Source organism: Streptomyces virginiae (genome assembly GCF_041432505.1).
Taxonomy (GTDB): Bacteria; Actinomycetota; Actinomycetes; order Streptomycetales; family Streptomycetaceae; genus Streptomyces; species Streptomyces virginiae_A.
In genome coordinates, this window is record NZ_CP107871.1 from 6,443,882 (window position 1) to 6,460,823 (window position 16,942).

The window sequence follows — 16,942 nt, forward strand, 5'->3', positions numbered from 1 at the left end:
CCTTCGGGCGGGCGGCTGGGTGTCGATTGAGTAACAGACCTTGATGTGAGGCAAAATCTCCGCCTCAGGTCGGGCACAAGTCCGGCCTCTCGTGCGTTACGTGCGCTGAGACACCGCTAACACCCAGAGGGGGAGAGCGAACAATGGCAACGGACTACGACACCCCGCGCAAGACCGACGATGACGTCGACAACGACAGCATCGAAGAGCTGAAGGCTCGGCGCAACGAGAAGTCGACCTCGTCCGCGGACATGGACGAATTCGACTCTGTCGAGAGCATGGAGCTTCCCGGTGCGGACCTCTCCAACGAGGAGCTGGCCGTCCGGGTCCTGCCCAAGCAGGCCGATGAGTTCACCTGCATGAGCTGCTTCCTGGTGCACCACCGCAGCCAGCTGGCACGTGAGAAGAACGGCCAGCCGATCTGTCGCGACTGCGACTGATAGGCGTCTGCCGTGGCTGGCTCCACACCCTTTCGGAAGCGACGCTTCCGGAAATCTGGTGATCCGGCGGAGACGCAGGTGGCATCCATGGATCCGGAAACGGCTCCTGGGGCTTCCGGCGGCTCCGCCAGTGCGGCGATCGCCATACCTTCCGACACCGCCCCGGCGGTGCCGTCGGAAACCGATCCCGACGAAGGGTCCCGGCACCGCTTCGGGGCTCGTCGGATGCAAGCCGTCAAGAACGGTGTGCGCAAGGGCGGTGAAAGCGTCAAGGACGCCGCCCTCTACGTCACCGACAGGATCATCGAGAACGCACCGCGCGTTCCGGTTCGGGACCTCGCGACGTTGCGCGCGCAGTTCCCGGGCCTCGGCCCCGAGCAGCTCGCCGAAAAGCTGGTCTCGGGCGCCTGCGCCGCCACCTCGACCGTGGGCGCGGGAATCGGCGCCGCGGCCATGCTGCCCGTGCCGCCCGCCATGCCGGCGGAACTGGCGGCCGAGATCACCGCGGTCGCGGCCATCGAACTCAAGCTCATCGCCGAACTCCACGAGGTGTACGGCCGACGCCCCCAGGGCGGCGTCAAGGAACGCAGCCTCGCCTACCTGACCGCCTGGACGGAGGAGCGCGGGGTCGACCTGACCAAGCCGACCACGCTGAACGCGGCGCTCGGCGGGCAGATGAAGCGCGAACTGCGCCAGCAGATCATGAAGCGGATGTTCCGCAGCCTGCCGAACCTCATGCCGTTCATGGTGGGCGCCGCCGTCGGCGCGGTCATGAACCGGCGGGACACCCGCAAGCTCGCCGAGAAGGTCCGTGGTGACCTGCGCACGCGGGCCGTGGCCTGGGAGTCCCTGAACTCCCTGCCGCCCCTGGAGCGGCCCGTACAGCCCCTTCCCGAGGCCACCAGGATCGCACTCGAGGCCGCGGATCCCTCCGCGCAGGGCTGAGGTCCCCCGCCGGGGCGATCCGTCCCGGCCGGGCCACCGGTGCCACCGGCCGGTCAGGCCGCCTGCTCGCGGGCGGCGAGCAGGGCCGCCACCAGGGCCTTCGGCTCGCGGGTGGACACGTACACGTACGGGGTCGGGTCGGCCGGATCGGTGACCTCGACGCGGACCGCGGTCGGCACGTAGCTGCGCATCAGCATGAAGGCCCGCGTGTCCGCCTTGTACGTGCGCCAGGCGCGCGACTCCTCGGCGTCCAGGATCTCGGGCTCACCCAGGGCCGTCACCGGGATCCGCGCGTCCCCGGCCGCCAGCGCACCGCCCACCACGCGCACGCGCGCGGAACCGTACGAACTCACGACCAGACCGGCCAGCGCGGTGCCCCCGACCAGCCCGACCAGCAGCGGCATCGTGCCCAGCGGCAGCAGCATCAAGGCGCAGGCGAGGCCGACCAGTACGGCGATGCCCCACCAGGAGCGGGGGGCGGTCAGACGTTCGTCGTGGTGCGCGGTGGAGAGCTGCATACGGTCAAGCCTGCCACGAGGCGACCGGTGGGTAGCCGCGCGGGTAAGGTCTGCGGCTGTGAGTGGACGAAACACAGCGTTGACGCCCCCGGCCGACGCCGCCGCGCCGGTCAGGCACCCTGACGCGCCCGCCCCCGGCGAGCTCCTCGGCGCGCACTACGAGCACTGTTTCGGGTGCGGCGGGGGCCAGCCCCACGGACTGCACCTGGAGGCCCGGGCGGGCGAGGGCGTGAGCGTCACCGCCGAGTTCACCGTCAAGCCCGCGCACCAGGGTGCACCCGGTCTCGCCCACGGCGGGGTGCTCGCCACCGCGCTCGACGAGACGCTCGGTTCCCTGAACTGGCTGCTGCGCGTCATCGCGGTGACGGGACGGCTGGAGACCGACTTCGTGCGGCCCGTGCCGGTGGACACCGTGCTGTACCTGGAGGCCGAGGTCACCGCCGTCGCCGGGCGGAAGATCTACTGCACGGCCGTCGGCCGGACAGGCGGACCGCAGAGCCCGGTCGCCGTACGTGCCGACGCCCTCTTCATCGAGGTGAAGGTCGACCACTTCATCGACAACGGACGGCCCGAGGAGATCCAGGCGGCGATGGCCGACCCGGACCAGGTCAGGCGCGCACGCGCCTTTGAGGTGAACCCCTGATGTCCCAGAGCAACCACGACTCCCACCGGCCGGTCGACGTACTGATCCGCCGCGTCGACCCGGAGGTGCCGATTCCGGCATACGGGCACCCCGGCGACGCCGGCTGCGACCTCGTCACCACCGAGGCCGCCGAGCTGGAGCCCGGCGAGCGCGCCGTCCTGCCCACCGGAGTCTCGATCGCCCTGCCCGACGGGTACGCGGCGTTCGTGCACCCGCGGTCAGGCCTGGCCGCACGCTGCGGGCTCGCGCTCGTGAATGCCCCGGGGACGGTGGATGCCGGGTACCGTGGGGAGATCAAGGTGATCGTGGTCAATCTCGACCCTCGCGAGAGCGTCCGGTTCGAGCGTTTCGACCGCATCGCCCAGCTGGTTGTCCAGCGGGTCGAGAAGGTGCGCTTCCACGAGGTGGCGGAACTTCCCGGCTCGGCCCGGGCCGAGGGGGGCTTCGGCTCCACCGGCGGGCATGCGGCCGTGGCCGGATCCGGGGCTGGTCAGCAGGGTGGGAATGGCTACGCTTCGGTCGTAACCGACCGGGAAGGACAGTGACGTGTTCGGACGTCGCAAGAAGAACGACTCCGCCCATGACGGCGGCGCGACCGAGCAGGTCGTGGACGGCGTCGCCGAGCAGGACGACGCGGGCGAGCAGGACAGTGTCGCCCCGCGTCGGGTGAACCTGCCGCCGGCCCCGCGGCCCGACGGCCCCTGGGACGTCTCCGAGGTACTCGGGAACCCGGCCGACGGTCGGGTCGACCTGGGCGGCATCCTCGTACCCGGTGTCGAGGGCATGGAGCTGCGCGTCGAGGTCGCCGGTGACGCGATCGTGGCCGCGACCGTGGTCCTGGGTGACAGCGCCGTGCAGCTGCAGGCCTTCGCCGCGCCCAAGAAGGAAGGCATCTGGGGCGAGGTCCGCGAGGAGATCGCCTCGGGTATCACCCAGCAGGGCGGCATCATCGACGAGGCCCAGGGCTCGCTGGGCTGGGAGCTGCGCGCACAGGTGCCCGTACCGCTCCCGGACGGGCAGACCGGCGCCCAGCTGGTCCGCTTCGTCGGCGTCGACGGCCCGCGCTGGTTCCTGCGCGGCGTCATCTCCGGCCAGGGCGCCGTGCGCCCCGAGTCGGCGGGTGTGCTGGAGCAGATCTTCCGGGACACCGTCGTCGTCCGCGGTGACGGCCCGATGGCTCCCCGCGACCCGATCGTCCTGAAGCTGCCGAACGACGCCCAGATGGTGCCGGACGGCGTGCAGACGGACGACCAGGAAGGCTCCCGCTTCGGCGGCGGCATGGGACAGCTCGACCGCGGCCCGGAGATCACCGAGGTCCGCTGACCTCGGACGGCCCCCGCGCACAGGGGGGCTGTCATGTGTTTCGGCCGATGGGCCCCACCCCTTGGGGGTGGGGCCCATCGTCTTGTCGACGCCGTGCCGTACCGGTGTCGTGCCCCTGCCGTAGCCGTGTCGTGCCCGTGCCGCGTCAGGGATCCGTCAGGGATCGCCGCCGGGCCCCGGATCGGTGCGTGCGCGGCGTGGACGTCCCGGAGAATGGGGCGCATGGGACGCGGCAAGCTCAGGATCTACCTCGGCGCGGCACCCGGTGTGGGCAAGACCTACGCGATGCTCTCCGAGGGCCATCGCCGGGTGGAGCGCGGCGCGGACTGTGTCGTCGGCTTCGTCGAGCATCACGGCCGGCCGCGCACGGAGGTCATGCTCCACGGCCTCGAACAGGTCGAGCGCAAGGTCCTGACGTACCGGGGGGCCGCCTTCACCGAGATGGACGTGGACGCGCTCCTCGCCCGCCGGCCCGCCATAGCGCTGGTGGACGAACTCGCGCACACGAACGTGCCGGGCTCGCGCAACGCCAAGCGCTGGCAGGACGTCGAGGAGCTGCTGCGGGCCGGCATCGACGTCGTGTCCACCGTGAACATCCAGCACCTGGAGTCGCTCGGCGACGTGGTCGAGTCGATCACTGGGGTACGGCAACGCGAGACCGTGCCGGACGAGGTGGTCCGCCGGGCCGACCAGGTCGAGCTGGTCGACATGTCCCCGCAGGCACTGCGCCGGCGGATGGCCCACGGGAACATATACAAGCCCGAGAAGGTCGACGCGGCCCTGTCCAACTACTTCCGACCGGGCAACCTCACCGCCCTGCGCGAGCTGGCGCTGCTGTGGGTGGCCGACCGGGCGGACGAGTATCTCCAGCAGTACCGGGGCGAGCACGACATCCGCACCACTTGGCAGGCGCGGGAGCGGATCGTCGTCGGGCTCACCGGCGGGCCGGAAGGACGCACGCTCATCCGGCGGGCCTCGCGGATGGCCGCCAAGGGCTCCGGCAGCGAGATCCTGGCCGTCTACATCGCCCGTAGCGACGGGCTGACCGCCGCCTCGCCGAAGGAGCTCGCCGTCCAGCGGACCCTGGTCGAGGACCTGGGCGGAACCTTTCACCATGTCATCGGCGACGACATCCCCGACGCCCTGCTCGCCTTCGCACGCGGGGTCAACGCCACCCAGATCGTGCTCGGCTCCAGCCGCCGCCGCTCCTGGCAGTACGTCTTCGGACCCGGCGTCGGCGCGAGCGTCGCCCGCGACTCGGGGCCCGACCTCGACGTCCACATCGTCACGCACGAGCACGTCGCCAAGGGCCGCGGCCTGCCCGTGGTGCGCTCGGCGGCCCGGCTCGGGCGGACCCGGATCATCGCCGGCTGGGTGGTGGGGACGATCCTCCCCGTCCTGCTGTGCCTGCTGCTCACGCACGTCGACGCGGACCTCGGCCTCGCCAACGACATGCTGCTCTTCCTGTCGCTGACGGTGGCGGCCGCACTGCTCGGCGGGCTCTGGCCGGCCCTGGCCTCGGCCGCCCTCGGCTCGCTGCTGCTGAACTACTTCTTCGCGCCGCCGCTGCACCGGTTCACGGTGTCCGACCCCAAGAACATCGTCGCCATCGCCGTCTTCTTCGGGGTCGCCGTCTCGGTGGCCTCCGTGGTGGACCTGGCCGCCCGGCGCACCCACCAGGCGGCCCGGCTGCGCGCCGAGTCCGAGATCCTCTCCTTCCTGGCCGGCAGCGTGCTGCGCGGCGAGACCACGCTGGACGCCCTGCTGGAGCGGGTCCGCGAGACCTTCGCCATGGAGTCCGTGGCCCTGCTGGAGCGGGCCGGCGACGTGGAGCCGTGGAAACCGGCCGGCAGCGTGGGCCCGAGTCCCGTCGCCCGGCCCGAGGACGCCGACGTGGACATGCCCATCGGGGACCACATGGCCCTGGCCCTGTCCGGCCGGGTGCTGCCCGCCGAGGACCGCCGGGTGCTCGGCGCCTTCGCGGCGCAGGCGGCCGTGGTCCTGGACCGCCAGCGGCTGGTCGACGAGGCCGAGGAGGCCCGCCGCATGGCCGAGGGCAACCGGATCCGCACCGCGCTGCTGGCCGCCGTCAGCCATGACCTCCGTACGCCATTGGCCTCCATCAAGGCGTCCGTGAGCTCCCTGCGCTCCGCCGACGTGGAGTGGAGCGAGGAGGACCGGGCCGAGCTCCTCGAAGGCATCGAGGACGGCGCCGACCGCCTCGACCACCTGGTGGGCAACCTGCTCGACATGTCCCGGCTGCAGACCGGCACCGTCACCCCGCTGATCCGCGAGATCGACCTCGACGAGGTGGTCCCGATGGCGCTGGGCGGCGTACCGGAGGACAGCGTGCTGCTGGACGTGCCCGAGACGCTGCCGATGGTGGCGGTGGACCCGGGGCTGCTGGAGCGGACCGTGGCCAACGTGGTGGAGAACGCCGTCAAGTACAGCCCGGCGGGGGAGCCCGTCCTGGTGGCGGCCAGCTGCCTCGGCGACCGGGTCGAGGTCCGGGTCGTCGACCGCGGGCGGGGCGTGCCGGACCAGGCCAAGGACCGGATCTTCGCCCCCTTCCAGCGGTACGGGGACGCCCCGCGCGGGGCCGGCGTGGGCCTCGGGCTCGCCGTCGCCCGCGGGTTCGCCGAGGCCATGGACGGCACCCTGACGGCCGAGGACACCCCCGGGGGGCGGGCTGACCATGGTGCTCACCCTGCGCGCGGCGATCGGCGTCCGGGCGGAGGAACCGACGGGACCCACGGGACCGACGGAACCGACGGATCCGATGGAACCCGTGGAACCGATAGAACTTGATCACGACCGTGATCGGATGACGCGACAGAAGGCAGGACCTCAATGACCCGGGTGCTCGTGGTGGAAGACGAGCCGCAGATCGTCCGAGCCCTTGTGATCAACCTGAAGGCGCGCAGGTACGAGGTCGACGCGGCGGCCGACGGCGCGACCGCACTGGAGCTCGCGGCCGCCCGCCACCCCGACGTCGTCGTCCTGGACCTCGGACTGCCCGACATGGACGGCGTCGAGGTGATCAAGGGTCTGCGCGGCTGGACCCGGGTACCGATCCTGGTCCTCTCCGCCCGCCACAGCTCCGACGAGAAGGTCGAGGCGTTGGACGCGGGCGCCGACGACTACGTCACCAAGCCCTTCGGCATGGACGAGCTGCTGGCACGGCTGCGCGCCGCCGTCCGCCGGGCGGAACCGGCCGCGGGCTCCGGCGAGGACGAGGTCATCGTCGAGACGGACGACTTCACGGTGGACCTGGCCGCCAAGAAGGCCGTGCGCGAGGGCCGCGACGTACGCCTGACGCCCACCGAGTGGCACCTGCTGGAGGTCCTGGTCCGCAACCGCGGCAAGCTGGTCAGCCAGAAGCAACTGCTCCAGGAGGTCTGGGGGCCCTCGTACGGCACCGAGACGAACTACCTGCGGGTCTACATGGCCCAACTGCGGCGCAAACTGGAGGCGGACCCCTCGCACCCGCGGCACTTCATCACCGAGCCGGGCATGGGATACCGCTTCGAGCGGTAGTGCGCACGCCGGTACGCTTCCTGTATGAGTGCTGAACCGCGTCCCGAGAAGCCCGCGAAGCCGGCCAGGCCTGCGGGCCGGTTCCGCCGGATGATTGAGCGGCTGTCCACCTCCCAGGAGGAGCTGCATTCGGCGGAGCTGCAGGAGGACGCAGAAGCCGCGGGGTGTACGCGGATCTGCGACTGCCACGACCGTCAGATAGTCAAGGTGACCGGGACCCTGCGTACGGTCACCCTGCGGCCGCGTGCGGGCGTCCCCGCCCTGGAGGCCGAGCTCTTCGACGGCTCGGCCGCGCTGGACGTGGTCTGGCTCGGGCGTCGCTCGATCGTGGGAATCGAGCCCGGCCGCCGCATGATCGCCTCGGGGCGCATCTCCATGACCCACGGCCGTCGGGTGCTCTTCAACCCGAAGTACGAACTCCGCCCGCTCGGACAGGAGCACTGACCGGTGACGTCACTCGACAAACCGACCACCCCGGAACCGTCGGGGCCGCGGCACGCCGCCGCCCCGTCCGAGGACCAGAAGGCCGTGACCCAGGCGGCGCTCTTCGATGCCTTCGGCGGCATCCGGGGCACCGTGGAGACGATGCTCCCGGGCCTGCTGTTCGTGATGATCTTCACGATCAACAAGAACGTGCAGATGTCCGCGATCGCCGCGGGCGCCGTCGCCGTCCTGCTGGTGATCGTGCGGCTCGTCCGCAAGGACACCGTCAAGCACGCCTTCAGCGGTGTCTTCGGCGTGGGCGTGGGCGTGGCCTTCGCCCTCTTCACGGACAACGCGAAGGGCTTCTACCTGCCCGGCATGATCTACGGCGCGGGTCTGGGCGTGGCCTTCACGCTCTCGGCGCTCGTGGGCTACCCCCTGCTCGGTGTGATCCTGGGGCCGGTGTTCAAGGAGAACCTGTCCTGGCGCACCCGCAACCCCGGGCGCAAGCAGGCGTACGTCAAGGCCAGCCTGGCCTGGGGCCTGATCTTCCTCGCCAAGTACGCGATCCTCTTCCCGCTGTACTTCTGGGGCGACGCCACGCAGCTGGGCTGGGTGCTGGTCGCGCTGAAGCTTCCGCCGATGGTGCTCGCCGTGTACTTCACCTGGCTCTTCCTGGCGAAGGCGCCGCCGCCGATCAACGTGATCGCGGAGTGGGAGGCCAAGGAGGCCGCCGAGGCCGCCGCCAAGGGGCCGAAGGCCTGACGGGCCGAAGCAGACGCGATGGGGCGGGACCGACCTACGAGGCCGGTCCCGCCCCATCGCGTTGCCGCCACGGCTCCGGGCGGGTGAGGAACGCGGGTCCGCGCGCACGCCCGCGCGTTCGGAGCGGCGCGCGGGTGGGCCCGTAGGGGCCGACGGCGCCCCCCGAGTCGGACGCCAGGAGCGTGTGCCCGCGGCCGGAGGGCCTGCCCCGGCGCGCAGGGCCTGGCACCGGCCGGTCGCGGCGGAGGCGTCCGGGACGGCAGGGTGGCGGGGAAGCCCGAAGGGGCGCCCCCGCGCGGGGGCGCCCCTTCGTCGTCGAGCGTGCCCGCAGGGCTAGCGGCGGGCCTGGAGGAGGTCCTCCAGCTGTTCCTCGCGGGCCTGGGCGGCCACGAAGAGCAGCTCGTCGCCCGGCTCCAGGGTCTCCTCCCCGTGCGGGGTGAGGACCCGGTTGCCCCGGATGATCGTGACCAGCGAGGTGTCCTCGGGCCAGGCGATGTCGCCGATCTGGGTGCCCGCGACCGAGGAGTCGGCCGGCAGGGTCAGCTCGACGAGGTTGGCGTCGCCGTGGCTGAAGCGCAGCAGCCGTACCAGGTCGCCGACGCTCACGGCCTCCTCGACCAGGGCCGACATCAGGCGCGGTGTGGACACGGCGACGTCGACGCCCCAGGACTCGTTGAAGAGCCACTCGTTCTTCGGGTTGTTGACGCGGGCCACCACACGCGGGACCCCGTACTCGGTCTTGGCGAGCAGCGAGACGACGAGGTTGACCTTGTCGTCACCGGTGGCCGCGATGACCACGTTGCAGCGCTGCAGCGCGGCCTCGTCCAGCGAGGTGATCTCGCAGGCGTCGGCGAGCAGCCACTCGGCCTGCGGGACCCGCTCGACCGAGATGGCCGTCGGGGCCTTGTCGACCAGGAGCACCTCGTGGCCGTTCTCCAGCAGTTCACCCGCGATGGAGCGACCCACCGCGCCCGCACCGGCGATCGCGACCCTCATGCGTGTGCCTCCTCAGGCCCTTCGGCGAACGCCGCCTCGACCTTGTCGATCTCGTCCGTGCGCATCATCACGTGGACGAGGTCGCCCTCCTGCAGGACCGTCGCCGACGTGGGCAGCATCGCCTCGCCCAGGCGGGTGAGGAACGCCACGCGGACGCCCGTCTCCTCCTGGAGCCTGCTGACCTTGTGGCCGATCCACGCGGGGGAGGTGTGCACCTCGGCGAGCTGCACCCCGCCGCTCGGGTCGCGCCACAGCGGCTCGGCGCCCGAGGGGAGCAGCCGGCGCAGCATCTGGTCGGCGGTCCACCGCACGGTGGCGACGGTGGGGATGCCGAGGCGCTGGTAGACCTCGGCGCGCTTGGGGTCGTAGATGCGGGCCGCGACGTTCTCGACGCCGAACATCTCGCGAGCCACGCGGGCGGCGATGATGTTGGAATTGTCACCACTGCTGACGGCGGCGAAGGCGCCCGCGTCCTCGATTCCCGCCTCCCTCAGGGTGTCCTGGTCGAAGCCGACACCGGTGACGCGGCGGCCGCCGAAGCCGGCGCCGAGCCGGCGGAATGCGGTGGGGTCCTGGTCGACGACGGCGACCGTATGCCCCTGCTGTTCCAGGGTTTGCGCGAGGGCGGAGCCCACTCTTCCGCAACCCATGATGACGATGTGCACGGCCGTCCTTCCGGCTGTCAGCGACTCGCTGGTTCCCAGCCTCATTGCATGCTCTGGTTTAACAGGGTCTCAGACCATGGCCCAAGCTACACACGGGCGGTCACCCATGGGACCTCTTGCGCCGCAGTGGTGGTGCGGGTGGGGAGGAATTGCGGCGGGATTGCGGTATGAGGGGGTGGGGGTTCGTCAGTCTGATTTCGAACGCTTACGATCCTCTGCGTGTCCAAACTGACCGACGTGCCCAAACGGATCCTGATCGGCCGGGCGCTACGCAGCGACCGCCTCGGAGAAACACTCCTTCCCAAGCGGATCGCCCTTCCCGTCTTCGCCTCCGACCCGCTGTCGTCCGTGGCATATGCCCCTGGCGAGGTCCTGCTGGTCCTGTCGATCGCGGGCGTGTCGGCGTACCACTACAGCCCCTGGATCGCGCTCGCGGTCGTCGTGCTGATGTTCACCGTCGTGGCGTCCTACCGCCAGAACGTGCACGCCTACCCGAGCGGTGGCGGCGACTACGAGGTGGCCAACACGAACCTCGGCCCCAGAGCCGGCCTCACCGTGGCGAGCGCCCTGCTCGTCGACTACGTCCTGACCGTCGCCGTATCGATCTCCTCCGGGGTCGAGAATCTCGGCTCCGCGGTGCATTTCGTCATCGAGCACAAGGTGCTCTCGGCGACCGTCATGATCCTTCTCCTCACGCTGATGAACCTGCGCGGTGTGAAGGAATCCGGCAAGCTCTTCGCGATCCCGACCTATGTCTTCGTCGCCGCCGTATTCGTCATGATCGGCTGGGGTGCCTGGAAGGGCATCGTCCTCGGCGAGACCCTGACAGCGCCGACCGCCGACCTCGAGATCAAACCCGAGCAACAGGGGCTGGCCGGCTTCGCGATGGTCTTCCTGCTGCTGAGGGCCTTCTCCTCCGGCTGTGCGGCCCTCACCGGTGTCGAGGCCATCAGCAACGGCGTACCCGCCTTCCGCAAGCCGAAGAGCAAGAACGCCGCGTCCACCCTCGCCTACATGGGCGGCCTGGCGGTCACCATGTTCTGCGGAATCATCGGCCTGGCCATGGCCAGCGACGTGCGGATGGCCGAGAACCCCGCCGAGGACCTGCTCAAGGGCGGCGTCCCGGTCGGCCCCGAGTACATCCAGAACCCGGTGATCTCGCAGGTGGCCGAGGCCGTCTTCGGAGACGGCAGCTTCCTCTTCATCCTGCTGGCCGCGGCCACCGCGCTGGTGCTCTTCCTGGCCGCGAACACCGCCTACAACGGCTTCCCGCTGCTCGGTTCGATCCTCGCGCAGGACCGCTACCTGCCGCGCCAGCTGCACACCCGGGGCGACCGGCTCGCCTTCTCCAACGGCATCGTGCTCCTCGCCGGCGCGGCCATCCTGCTCGTCTGGATCTACGACGCGGACTCGACCAAGCTGATCCAGCTCTACATCGTCGGCGTGTTCGTCTCCTTCACCCTGAGCCAGATCGGCATGGTCCGGCACTGGAACCGGCACCTGAAGACGGAGCACGACGTCGCCGCCCGCCGCCGGATGCACCGCAGCCGGGCCATCAACGCCTTCGGCGCCTTCTTCACCGGCATGGTGCTGGTCATCGTCCTCGCCACCAAGTTCACCCACGGCGCGTGGGTGGCCCTGCTCGGCATGCTGATCTTCTACGGCACGATGAGCGCGATCCGCAAGCACTACGACCGCGTCTCCGCGGAGATCGCCGCCGCCGAGGGCCCCAGCGACGACAGCGTGCGCCCCTCCCGGGTCCACTCGATCGTCCTGGTCTCCAAGGTCCACAAGCCCACGCTGCGCGCCCTGGCGTTCGCCAAGCTGACCCGCTCGGACACCCTGGAAGCGCTCAGCATCAGCGTCGACCCGGCCGAGACCAAGGCCCTGCGCGAGGAATGGGACCGGCGCGGGATCAACGTCCCGCTCAAGATCCTCGACTCCCCGTACCGCGAGATCACCCGCCCGGTGGTCGAGTACGTCAAGGGCCTGCGCAGCGAGAACCCGCGCGACGCGGTCAGCGTCTACATCCCCGAGTACGTCGTCGGCCGCTGGTACGAACATCTCCTGCACAACCAGAGCGCGCTGCGCCTCAAGGGCCGGCTGCTCTTCACCCCCGGTGTGATGGTCACCTCGGTGCCCTACCAACTGGAGTCCTCCGAGCTCGCCAAGCGGCGGGCGAAGAAGCGCCAGGACTGGAACGCCCCGGGCGCGGTGCGTCGTGGGCCGGTGGACACGCCGCGGCCCCCGCGGCCGCCGAAGGAGCCCACCGCGAAGGGCTGAGCAGGTTGGTGAACGGCCGGACGAGATCCACGTAAACTGGTGGGTCGGTCGTCCGGCCGTTTTCCGTTGTTTCAGTTTTTGGAGTCTCCCCACCATGACGAGCGTCGAGCAGAACGAGAAGCAGTCACTGGTCGGGGAGGAGTACGAGGTCGAGGTCGGCCCCGTCGCGCACGGCGGACACTGCATCGCCCGGACCGAGGACGGCCGCGTCCTCTTCGTCCGCCACACCCTGCCCGGCGAGAAGGTCGTCGCCAAGGTCACCGAGGGCGACGTCGACTCCCGCTACCTGCGCGCCGACGCGATCACCGTGCTCGACGCCTCCAAGGACCGGACCCCGGCCCCCTGCCCGTACGCCGGCCCCGGCAAGTGCGGCGGCTGCGACTGGCAGCACGCCAAGCCCGGCGCCCAGCGCCGGCTCAAGGGCGAGGTCGTCGCCGAGCAGCTGAAGCGGCTCGCCGGCCTCACCCCGGAGGAAGCCGGCTGGGACGGCACCGTGATGCCCGCCGAGGGCGACAAGCTGCCGGCCGGACAGGTGCCGCAGTGGCGCACCCGCGTGCAGTTCGCCATCGACGAGGACGGCAACGCGGGCCTGCGCAAGCACCGCTCGCACGACATCGAGCTGATCGACCACTGCATGATCGCCGCCCCGGGCGTCTCGGAGCTCGGCATCGAGCAGCAGGACTGGCCGCAGATGGCCACGGTCGAGGCGATCGCGGCGACCGGCTCCCAGGACCGCCAGGTCGTCCTGACCCCGCGCCCCGGCGGCCGCCTCCCCCTGGTGGAGCTGGACAAGCCGGTCTCCGTCCTGCGCGTGGAGGAGAAGGACGGCGGGGTCCACCGGGTCCACGGCCGCCCCTTCGTACGGGAGCGCGCGGACGGCCGCACGTACCGCGTGGGCATGGGCGGCTTCTGGCAGGTCCACCCGCAGGCCGCCGACACCCTGATCAAGGCCGTCATGCAGGGCCTGATGCCGCGCAAGGGCGAGATGGCCCTCGACCTCTACTGCGGCGTCGGCATCTTCGCGGGCGCCCTCGCGGAACGCCTCGGCGAGACGGGCGCGGTGCTCGGCATCGAGTCGACGAAGCGCGCGGTGGAGGACGCCCGCCACAACCTGGCGGACTTCCCGCGGGTCCGCATCGAGCAGGGCAAGGTCGAGCAGATCCTCCCGAAGACCGGCATCACGGAATGCGACCTGGTCGTCCTGGACCCCCCGCGCGCCGGCGCGGGCAAGCAGACGGTCCGCCACGTCACGGGCCTCTCGGCGCGCCGCATCGCGTACGTGGCCTGCGACCCGGCGGCCCTGGCCCGCGACCTCGGCTACTTCAAGGAGAACGGCTACAAGGTCCGCACCCTCCGCGTCTTCGACCTCTTCCCGATGACGCACCACGTGGAGTGCGTGGCGATCCTGGAGCCGGTCACCAAGGGCGCCTGACCTGTAGTTTCTCGGTCTCGGTAGTTCACCCGACCTGTTTTCGGACCGATACCAGGTGGAAGCAGGCGGCTGCAGCCATGGCCGCCTGACCTGCGGTTTTGAGTGACGGCGGTGGAGGCTCGGCGGTACTGTCGTCGGATCGGTCAGTATCTTGACGCTCGAATGACGCCCGGTCGGCGGAGTGCCTGATGGGCTGTCAATGAGGAATGGCGGTACCAGGCGCTGCCCAGCCTCCCTCCACGCTCAAACTGGAGGGAGGCTTGTCGTCGAGCAGGGTGGACGATTCCAGGCCTGCGACGGCAGGGAACACCAAGACGCGCAGGGCCCTGCCGTGGAGAGTGCACGGCTTACGTCCGGTCGGCAAACCTCCAATGACCTCGTTCAGGACGGGTCCCGCGCCTCCCAGCGGTCCCGGAACCACGCCAGGGCCTCGAAGAGGCGCTCGCGGTTGGCTTCCTTCTCCAGCAGGGAGAGCCGGATGTTCGGACGCAGGTCCAGCCTGCCCTCCGGGATGTCGACGCCCTCCATTTCGTTGAGACGCCGGAGCAGTTCGGAGCGCAGCGCGCGGTCGGTGAACGGCTCCCGGCCGGCCAGATGCTGGAACACGACCTCCGCCGTGCCGCCGCGCCCGCTGCCCGGGTAGAGGGTGAGCGGCCAGATGCCGCGGCCCGGACTGCCCGCGTCGCCGAGCATCAGGAAGGCACTGGTGGTGACGCGCCCTGAGCCGTGCCCGATCCAGCCGCCGAGCTCCTCCCAGTGGGCGAAGACGTCACGTACCGCTTCACCTGTTTCGGGGGAGTCGTCGACGTTCAACTGATGGAAGAAACGCTCGGCGCGCGTCTGCTCGCCCGGGCCCCCCGTATCGGCGCGCTCCGTGGTCTCCGCACCGTCCACGTCGTCACCGGTACCCCCAAGCAGTAGGGCGAGGTCGTCAGCCGTGAGGCGCTGAGCGGGGTCAGCTGCTCCGCTCCCGGTGAAGTGGATGCCGTCGGCGGTCAGTCGGGATCGGACGTTTCCTCCCGCTTCCTCGGGCGCCCACCGGAAGCCGTCGGCTACCTTGCCGTCGGCCGTCAAGACCCGGTACGCGTTTACGACACCCGCAGTGTCCGCCAAGTGGTTGCCGACGGCCTGGGCGCCGGAGCCGATGAAGGCTGCGAGATCGCCGTAGGAGGTCCACGTCCCGTGGGGGAGCGCAGCCAGTACCTGGTGGGCCAGCTGCCAGTCCCGGCTGCGCTCGGCCCTGCCCACCCCACGAAGGGGAGCCGGCCACAGACCGATCGCGCGGGCGGCGAGCTCGTCGGCGCGAGCCAGAATCTCCTTCGCCCCCCAACTCTCGGTGGCCGCGATACGGCGGTTCATCTCCAGGTGGCTGCCGTGGAGGAGATCCTGCTTGCGCTCGAACGGATGGTTGGAAAGTTCTGAGTTGACCGCGGTGAGCGTCAGATTCCCGAGAGTGTGCTGCAGCCGGGCGTGCAGCTCCTCCGTGCTCTCCCCGTCCGCCACGTCCTCGCCCAGCATCTGCAGCCATTCGTCGCCAGGGGACTGCGGCATGACGTGCTCGATGGTGAGCTGCGCGGCCGCGAAGTCCACCGGTTCCGGATGCTCGTGGCTCTCTTCCAGGCGCTGTAGTACCGACTTGCGCTGGTGCCAGCGCCCGAACTGGTAGAACGGGGCGGTCCGGACCTTCTCGCGCAGTTCGTCGTCGTCGGGCCAGAACCGGTTTTCGGAGGAGAGGAGTTGGCGCAGGCCGTCGGCCACAGGGAGATCGCGGGGAAGCTGTCCGGGCAATGCCTGGAAGATCCTGTTGAGGTTGTTCGTCGGCACCCGGCAGATCATCCGGCGGACGAGGAAGCTCTCGATGTACGACAAGGATCGGGCCGTTTCGGCGGAGTCCAGATCCCCGCGCTCGCGGCGGTCGAGCAACAGCATGAGTGCCGGATACGTGACCTGGGACTGCCACTCGTTCAGGCGGTGCAGGTGGGCGCGGACCAGCTGGTCCGGTTCCTCCTCGGGGTGGATCAGCCGCCGGAAGAGAGAACTGAGCCGGTGCAGCTCCCGGATGTACGCCTCGATGGCTTCCTCGCCCGTCTCCCGTCGCTCGAAGCGCTGCTGCTGGGCCGTGTAGAGGTCTTGGCGGCGGACCCGGTCGTCCCCGTCGAGTACGAGTTGCAGCCACATGAGCTGTTCGAGCTCGTCGTTGCTCAGGCTCGCCTGCATCGGCAGCCAGCGGGTCTCGTAGACGTGCTCCCCTCGGGTGGGCAGCCGCATGAACAGGTAGTTGCGCAGCAAGTCCGCCTGGCTGAGCTTGAGACCGGTGTTGTTGAGCGACTCGAAGATGCGGTGCACGTTGTCGCCGCGTTCAGCGGTTACCGCGACGAGGGTGAGGCGTGACGTGATGGCCTGCTCTATGCGGAACACGTCCTGGGATGCCGCCGGATCGCCGACGGCCACGAGCTTGCGGCGGAAGAACTGGTAGGCGTTGGCCACGCTGCCTCCGACGGTCGTTGCCGCCTCGTGGCCACGGATGTGTGAGGCGAACTGGGACCGGTCGGCCTGGGTCGGCAGCAGACGAAAGTGGTCGTCGCCGCTTTTGCGCTTGTTGATGAGGTATTCCTCGTCAATGCGCTCCGCCTCGTCGGGCTGGGACCCGGCGACGTGATCACGGATCGCTGCCAGGGCGAGGGAGAGCGTCGTGAGTCGCTGCTGACCGTCGACAACGAGCCAGCGGGGGAAAGTCGCCTCGTTCTGCGGGGACGGTGCAAGCACGACGGAACCGAGGAAGTGGGTGCTCGCCGGCTCCCCGGATTCGATCAGTTCGGCCTGCTCCAGAATGTCGCTCCACAGCTGACCCAGCTGCTTCTCCGTCCAGGAATACGTCCGCTGGTACAGGGGCACCTGGAACTGCTGGGCCCTTCCCTGCACAAGATCGGCGAACAGGGTTTCCTTCGCCTGCATTACTCCCCCTTTGTGGC

14 protein-coding genes and 1 pseudogene are annotated in these 16,942 nt (G+C 70.2%); 11 read left to right on the forward strand and 4 right to left on the reverse strand.

The genetic code is table 11. The features are described from left to right. Positions 1 to 143: 143 nt before the first annotated feature. Both OG624_RS30010 and OG624_RS30015 read left to right on the forward strand, forming a co-directional pair. Complete coding sequence (locus OG624_RS30010; protein WP_030008769.1) at positions 144 to 440, forward strand: DUF4193 domain-containing protein; 297 nt, start codon at positions 144 to 146, stop codon at positions 438 to 440. A 12-nt stretch (positions 441 to 452) separates the two neighbouring features. Next, on the forward strand, positions 453 to 1,385 hold the full coding sequence (locus tag OG624_RS30015; protein WP_352163090.1) for a hypothetical protein: 933 nt from the start codon (positions 453 to 455) through the stop codon (positions 1,383 to 1,385). A gap of 53 nt (positions 1,386 to 1,438) precedes the next feature. On the opposite strand, the gene OG624_RS30020 is transcribed toward OG624_RS30015, so the two are convergent. Next, positions 1,439 to 1,903: a DUF3093 domain-containing protein gene (locus OG624_RS30020; RefSeq protein WP_161293198.1), complete on the reverse strand. Its 465-nt coding sequence runs from the start codon at positions 1,901 to 1,903 to the stop codon at positions 1,439 to 1,441. Between the two features lie 58 nt (positions 1,904 to 1,961). On the opposite strand from OG624_RS30020, the gene OG624_RS30025 reads away from it, so the two are divergent. From OG624_RS30025 to OG624_RS30055, 7 genes and pseudogenes are all read left to right on the forward strand, one after another. Then, entirely contained in the window at positions 1,962 to 2,546 is a 585-nt protein-coding gene (locus OG624_RS30025) for a PaaI family thioesterase (protein WP_371640009.1), read from the forward strand. Next, positions 2,546 to 3,091 carry a dUTP diphosphatase gene (dut, locus tag OG624_RS30030; RefSeq protein ID WP_030008773.1) on the forward strand — a complete coding sequence of 182 codons (546 nt, stop codon included), beginning with the start codon at positions 2,546 to 2,548 and terminating at the stop codon, positions 3,089 to 3,091. Before OG624_RS30025 ends, dut begins: the two co-directional genes overlap by 1 nt. Positions 3,092 to 3,152: 61 nt before the next feature. Then, complete coding sequence (locus OG624_RS30035; protein ID WP_371589871.1) at positions 3,153 to 3,869, forward strand: DUF3710 domain-containing protein; 717 nt, start codon at positions 3,153 to 3,155, stop codon at positions 3,867 to 3,869. Positions 3,870 to 4,091: 222 nt separating this feature from the next. Continuing rightward, positions 4,092 to 6,723, forward strand: a pseudogene (locus tag OG624_RS30040) (DUF4118 domain-containing protein). Then, a complete protein-coding gene (locus OG624_RS30045) occupies positions 6,720 to 7,406 on the forward strand; it encodes a response regulator (RefSeq protein ID WP_033217543.1) in 687 nt (228 codons plus the stop codon). The pseudogene OG624_RS30040 and the gene OG624_RS30045 overlap by 4 nt, the downstream one beginning before the upstream one ends. Before the next feature lie 24 nt (positions 7,407 to 7,430). Further along, positions 7,431 to 7,850 carry an OB-fold nucleic acid binding domain-containing protein gene (locus OG624_RS30050; RefSeq protein ID WP_078626234.1) on the forward strand — a complete coding sequence of 140 codons (420 nt, stop codon included), beginning with the start codon at positions 7,431 to 7,433 and terminating at the stop codon, positions 7,848 to 7,850. A gap of 3 nt (positions 7,851 to 7,853) precedes the next feature. Further along, a complete protein-coding gene (locus OG624_RS30055; protein WP_033217544.1) occupies positions 7,854 to 8,594 on the forward strand; it encodes a DUF3159 domain-containing protein in 741 nt (246 codons plus the stop codon). A gap of 333 nt (positions 8,595 to 8,927) precedes the next feature. Here OG624_RS30055 and OG624_RS30060 read toward each other — a convergent pair whose 3' ends face one another. After that, positions 8,928 to 9,590: a potassium channel family protein gene (locus OG624_RS30060; protein WP_030016274.1), complete on the reverse strand. Its 663-nt coding sequence runs from the start codon at positions 9,588 to 9,590 to the stop codon at positions 8,928 to 8,930. After that, entirely contained in the window at positions 9,587 to 10,255 is a 669-nt protein-coding gene (locus tag OG624_RS30065; protein WP_078909129.1) for a potassium channel family protein, read from the reverse strand. The genes OG624_RS30060 and OG624_RS30065 overlap by 4 nt, the downstream gene beginning before the upstream one ends. A gap of 219 nt (positions 10,256 to 10,474) precedes the next feature. On the opposite strand from OG624_RS30065, the gene OG624_RS30070 reads away from it, so the two are divergent. Further along, positions 10,475 to 12,538 carry an APC family permease gene (locus OG624_RS30070; protein WP_033217547.1) on the forward strand — a complete coding sequence of 688 codons (2,064 nt, stop codon included), beginning with the start codon at positions 10,475 to 10,477 and terminating at the stop codon, positions 12,536 to 12,538. A 94-nt stretch (positions 12,539 to 12,632) separates the two neighbouring features. Beyond that, positions 12,633 to 13,970 (forward strand): class I SAM-dependent RNA methyltransferase, encoded by a 1,338-nt coding sequence (locus OG624_RS30075; RefSeq protein ID WP_371640010.1) that lies wholly within the window; start codon positions 12,633 to 12,635, stop codon positions 13,968 to 13,970. Positions 13,971 to 14,351: 381 nt separating this feature from the next. Here OG624_RS30075 and OG624_RS30080 read toward each other — a convergent pair whose 3' ends face one another. Further along, a complete protein-coding gene (locus OG624_RS30080) occupies positions 14,352 to 16,925 on the reverse strand; it encodes a GmrSD restriction endonuclease domain-containing protein (RefSeq protein WP_371640011.1) in 2,574 nt (857 codons plus the stop codon). Positions 16,926 to 16,942 lie beyond the last annotated feature (17 nt).

What these genes read in the sequence shown, in the direction of transcription:
- OG624_RS30010 (WP_030008769.1), top strand. Translation starts at nt 144, where the DNA reads ATGGCAACGGACTACGACACCCCGCGCAAGACCGACGATGACGTCGAC.
- OG624_RS30020 (WP_161293198.1), bottom strand. Translation starts at nt 1,903, where the DNA reads ATGCAGCTCTCCACCGCGCACCACGACGAACGTCTGACCGCCCCCCGC.
- dut (WP_030008773.1), top strand. Translation starts at nt 2,546, where the DNA reads ATGTCCCAGAGCAACCACGACTCCCACCGGCCGGTCGACGTACTGATC.
- OG624_RS30045 (WP_033217543.1), top strand. Translation starts at nt 6,720, where the DNA reads ATGACCCGGGTGCTCGTGGTGGAAGACGAGCCGCAGATCGTCCGAGCC.
- OG624_RS30050 (WP_078626234.1), top strand. Translation starts at nt 7,431, where the DNA reads ATGAGTGCTGAACCGCGTCCCGAGAAGCCCGCGAAGCCGGCCAGGCCT.
- OG624_RS30060 (WP_030016274.1), bottom strand. Translation starts at nt 9,590, where the DNA reads ATGAGGGTCGCGATCGCCGGTGCGGGCGCGGTGGGTCGCTCCATCGCG.
- OG624_RS30075 (WP_371640010.1), top strand. Translation starts at nt 12,633, where the DNA reads ATGACGAGCGTCGAGCAGAACGAGAAGCAGTCACTGGTCGGGGAGGAG.
- OG624_RS30080 (WP_371640011.1), bottom strand. Translation starts at nt 16,925, where the DNA reads ATGCAGGCGAAGGAAACCCTGTTCGCCGATCTTGTGCAGGGAAGGGCC.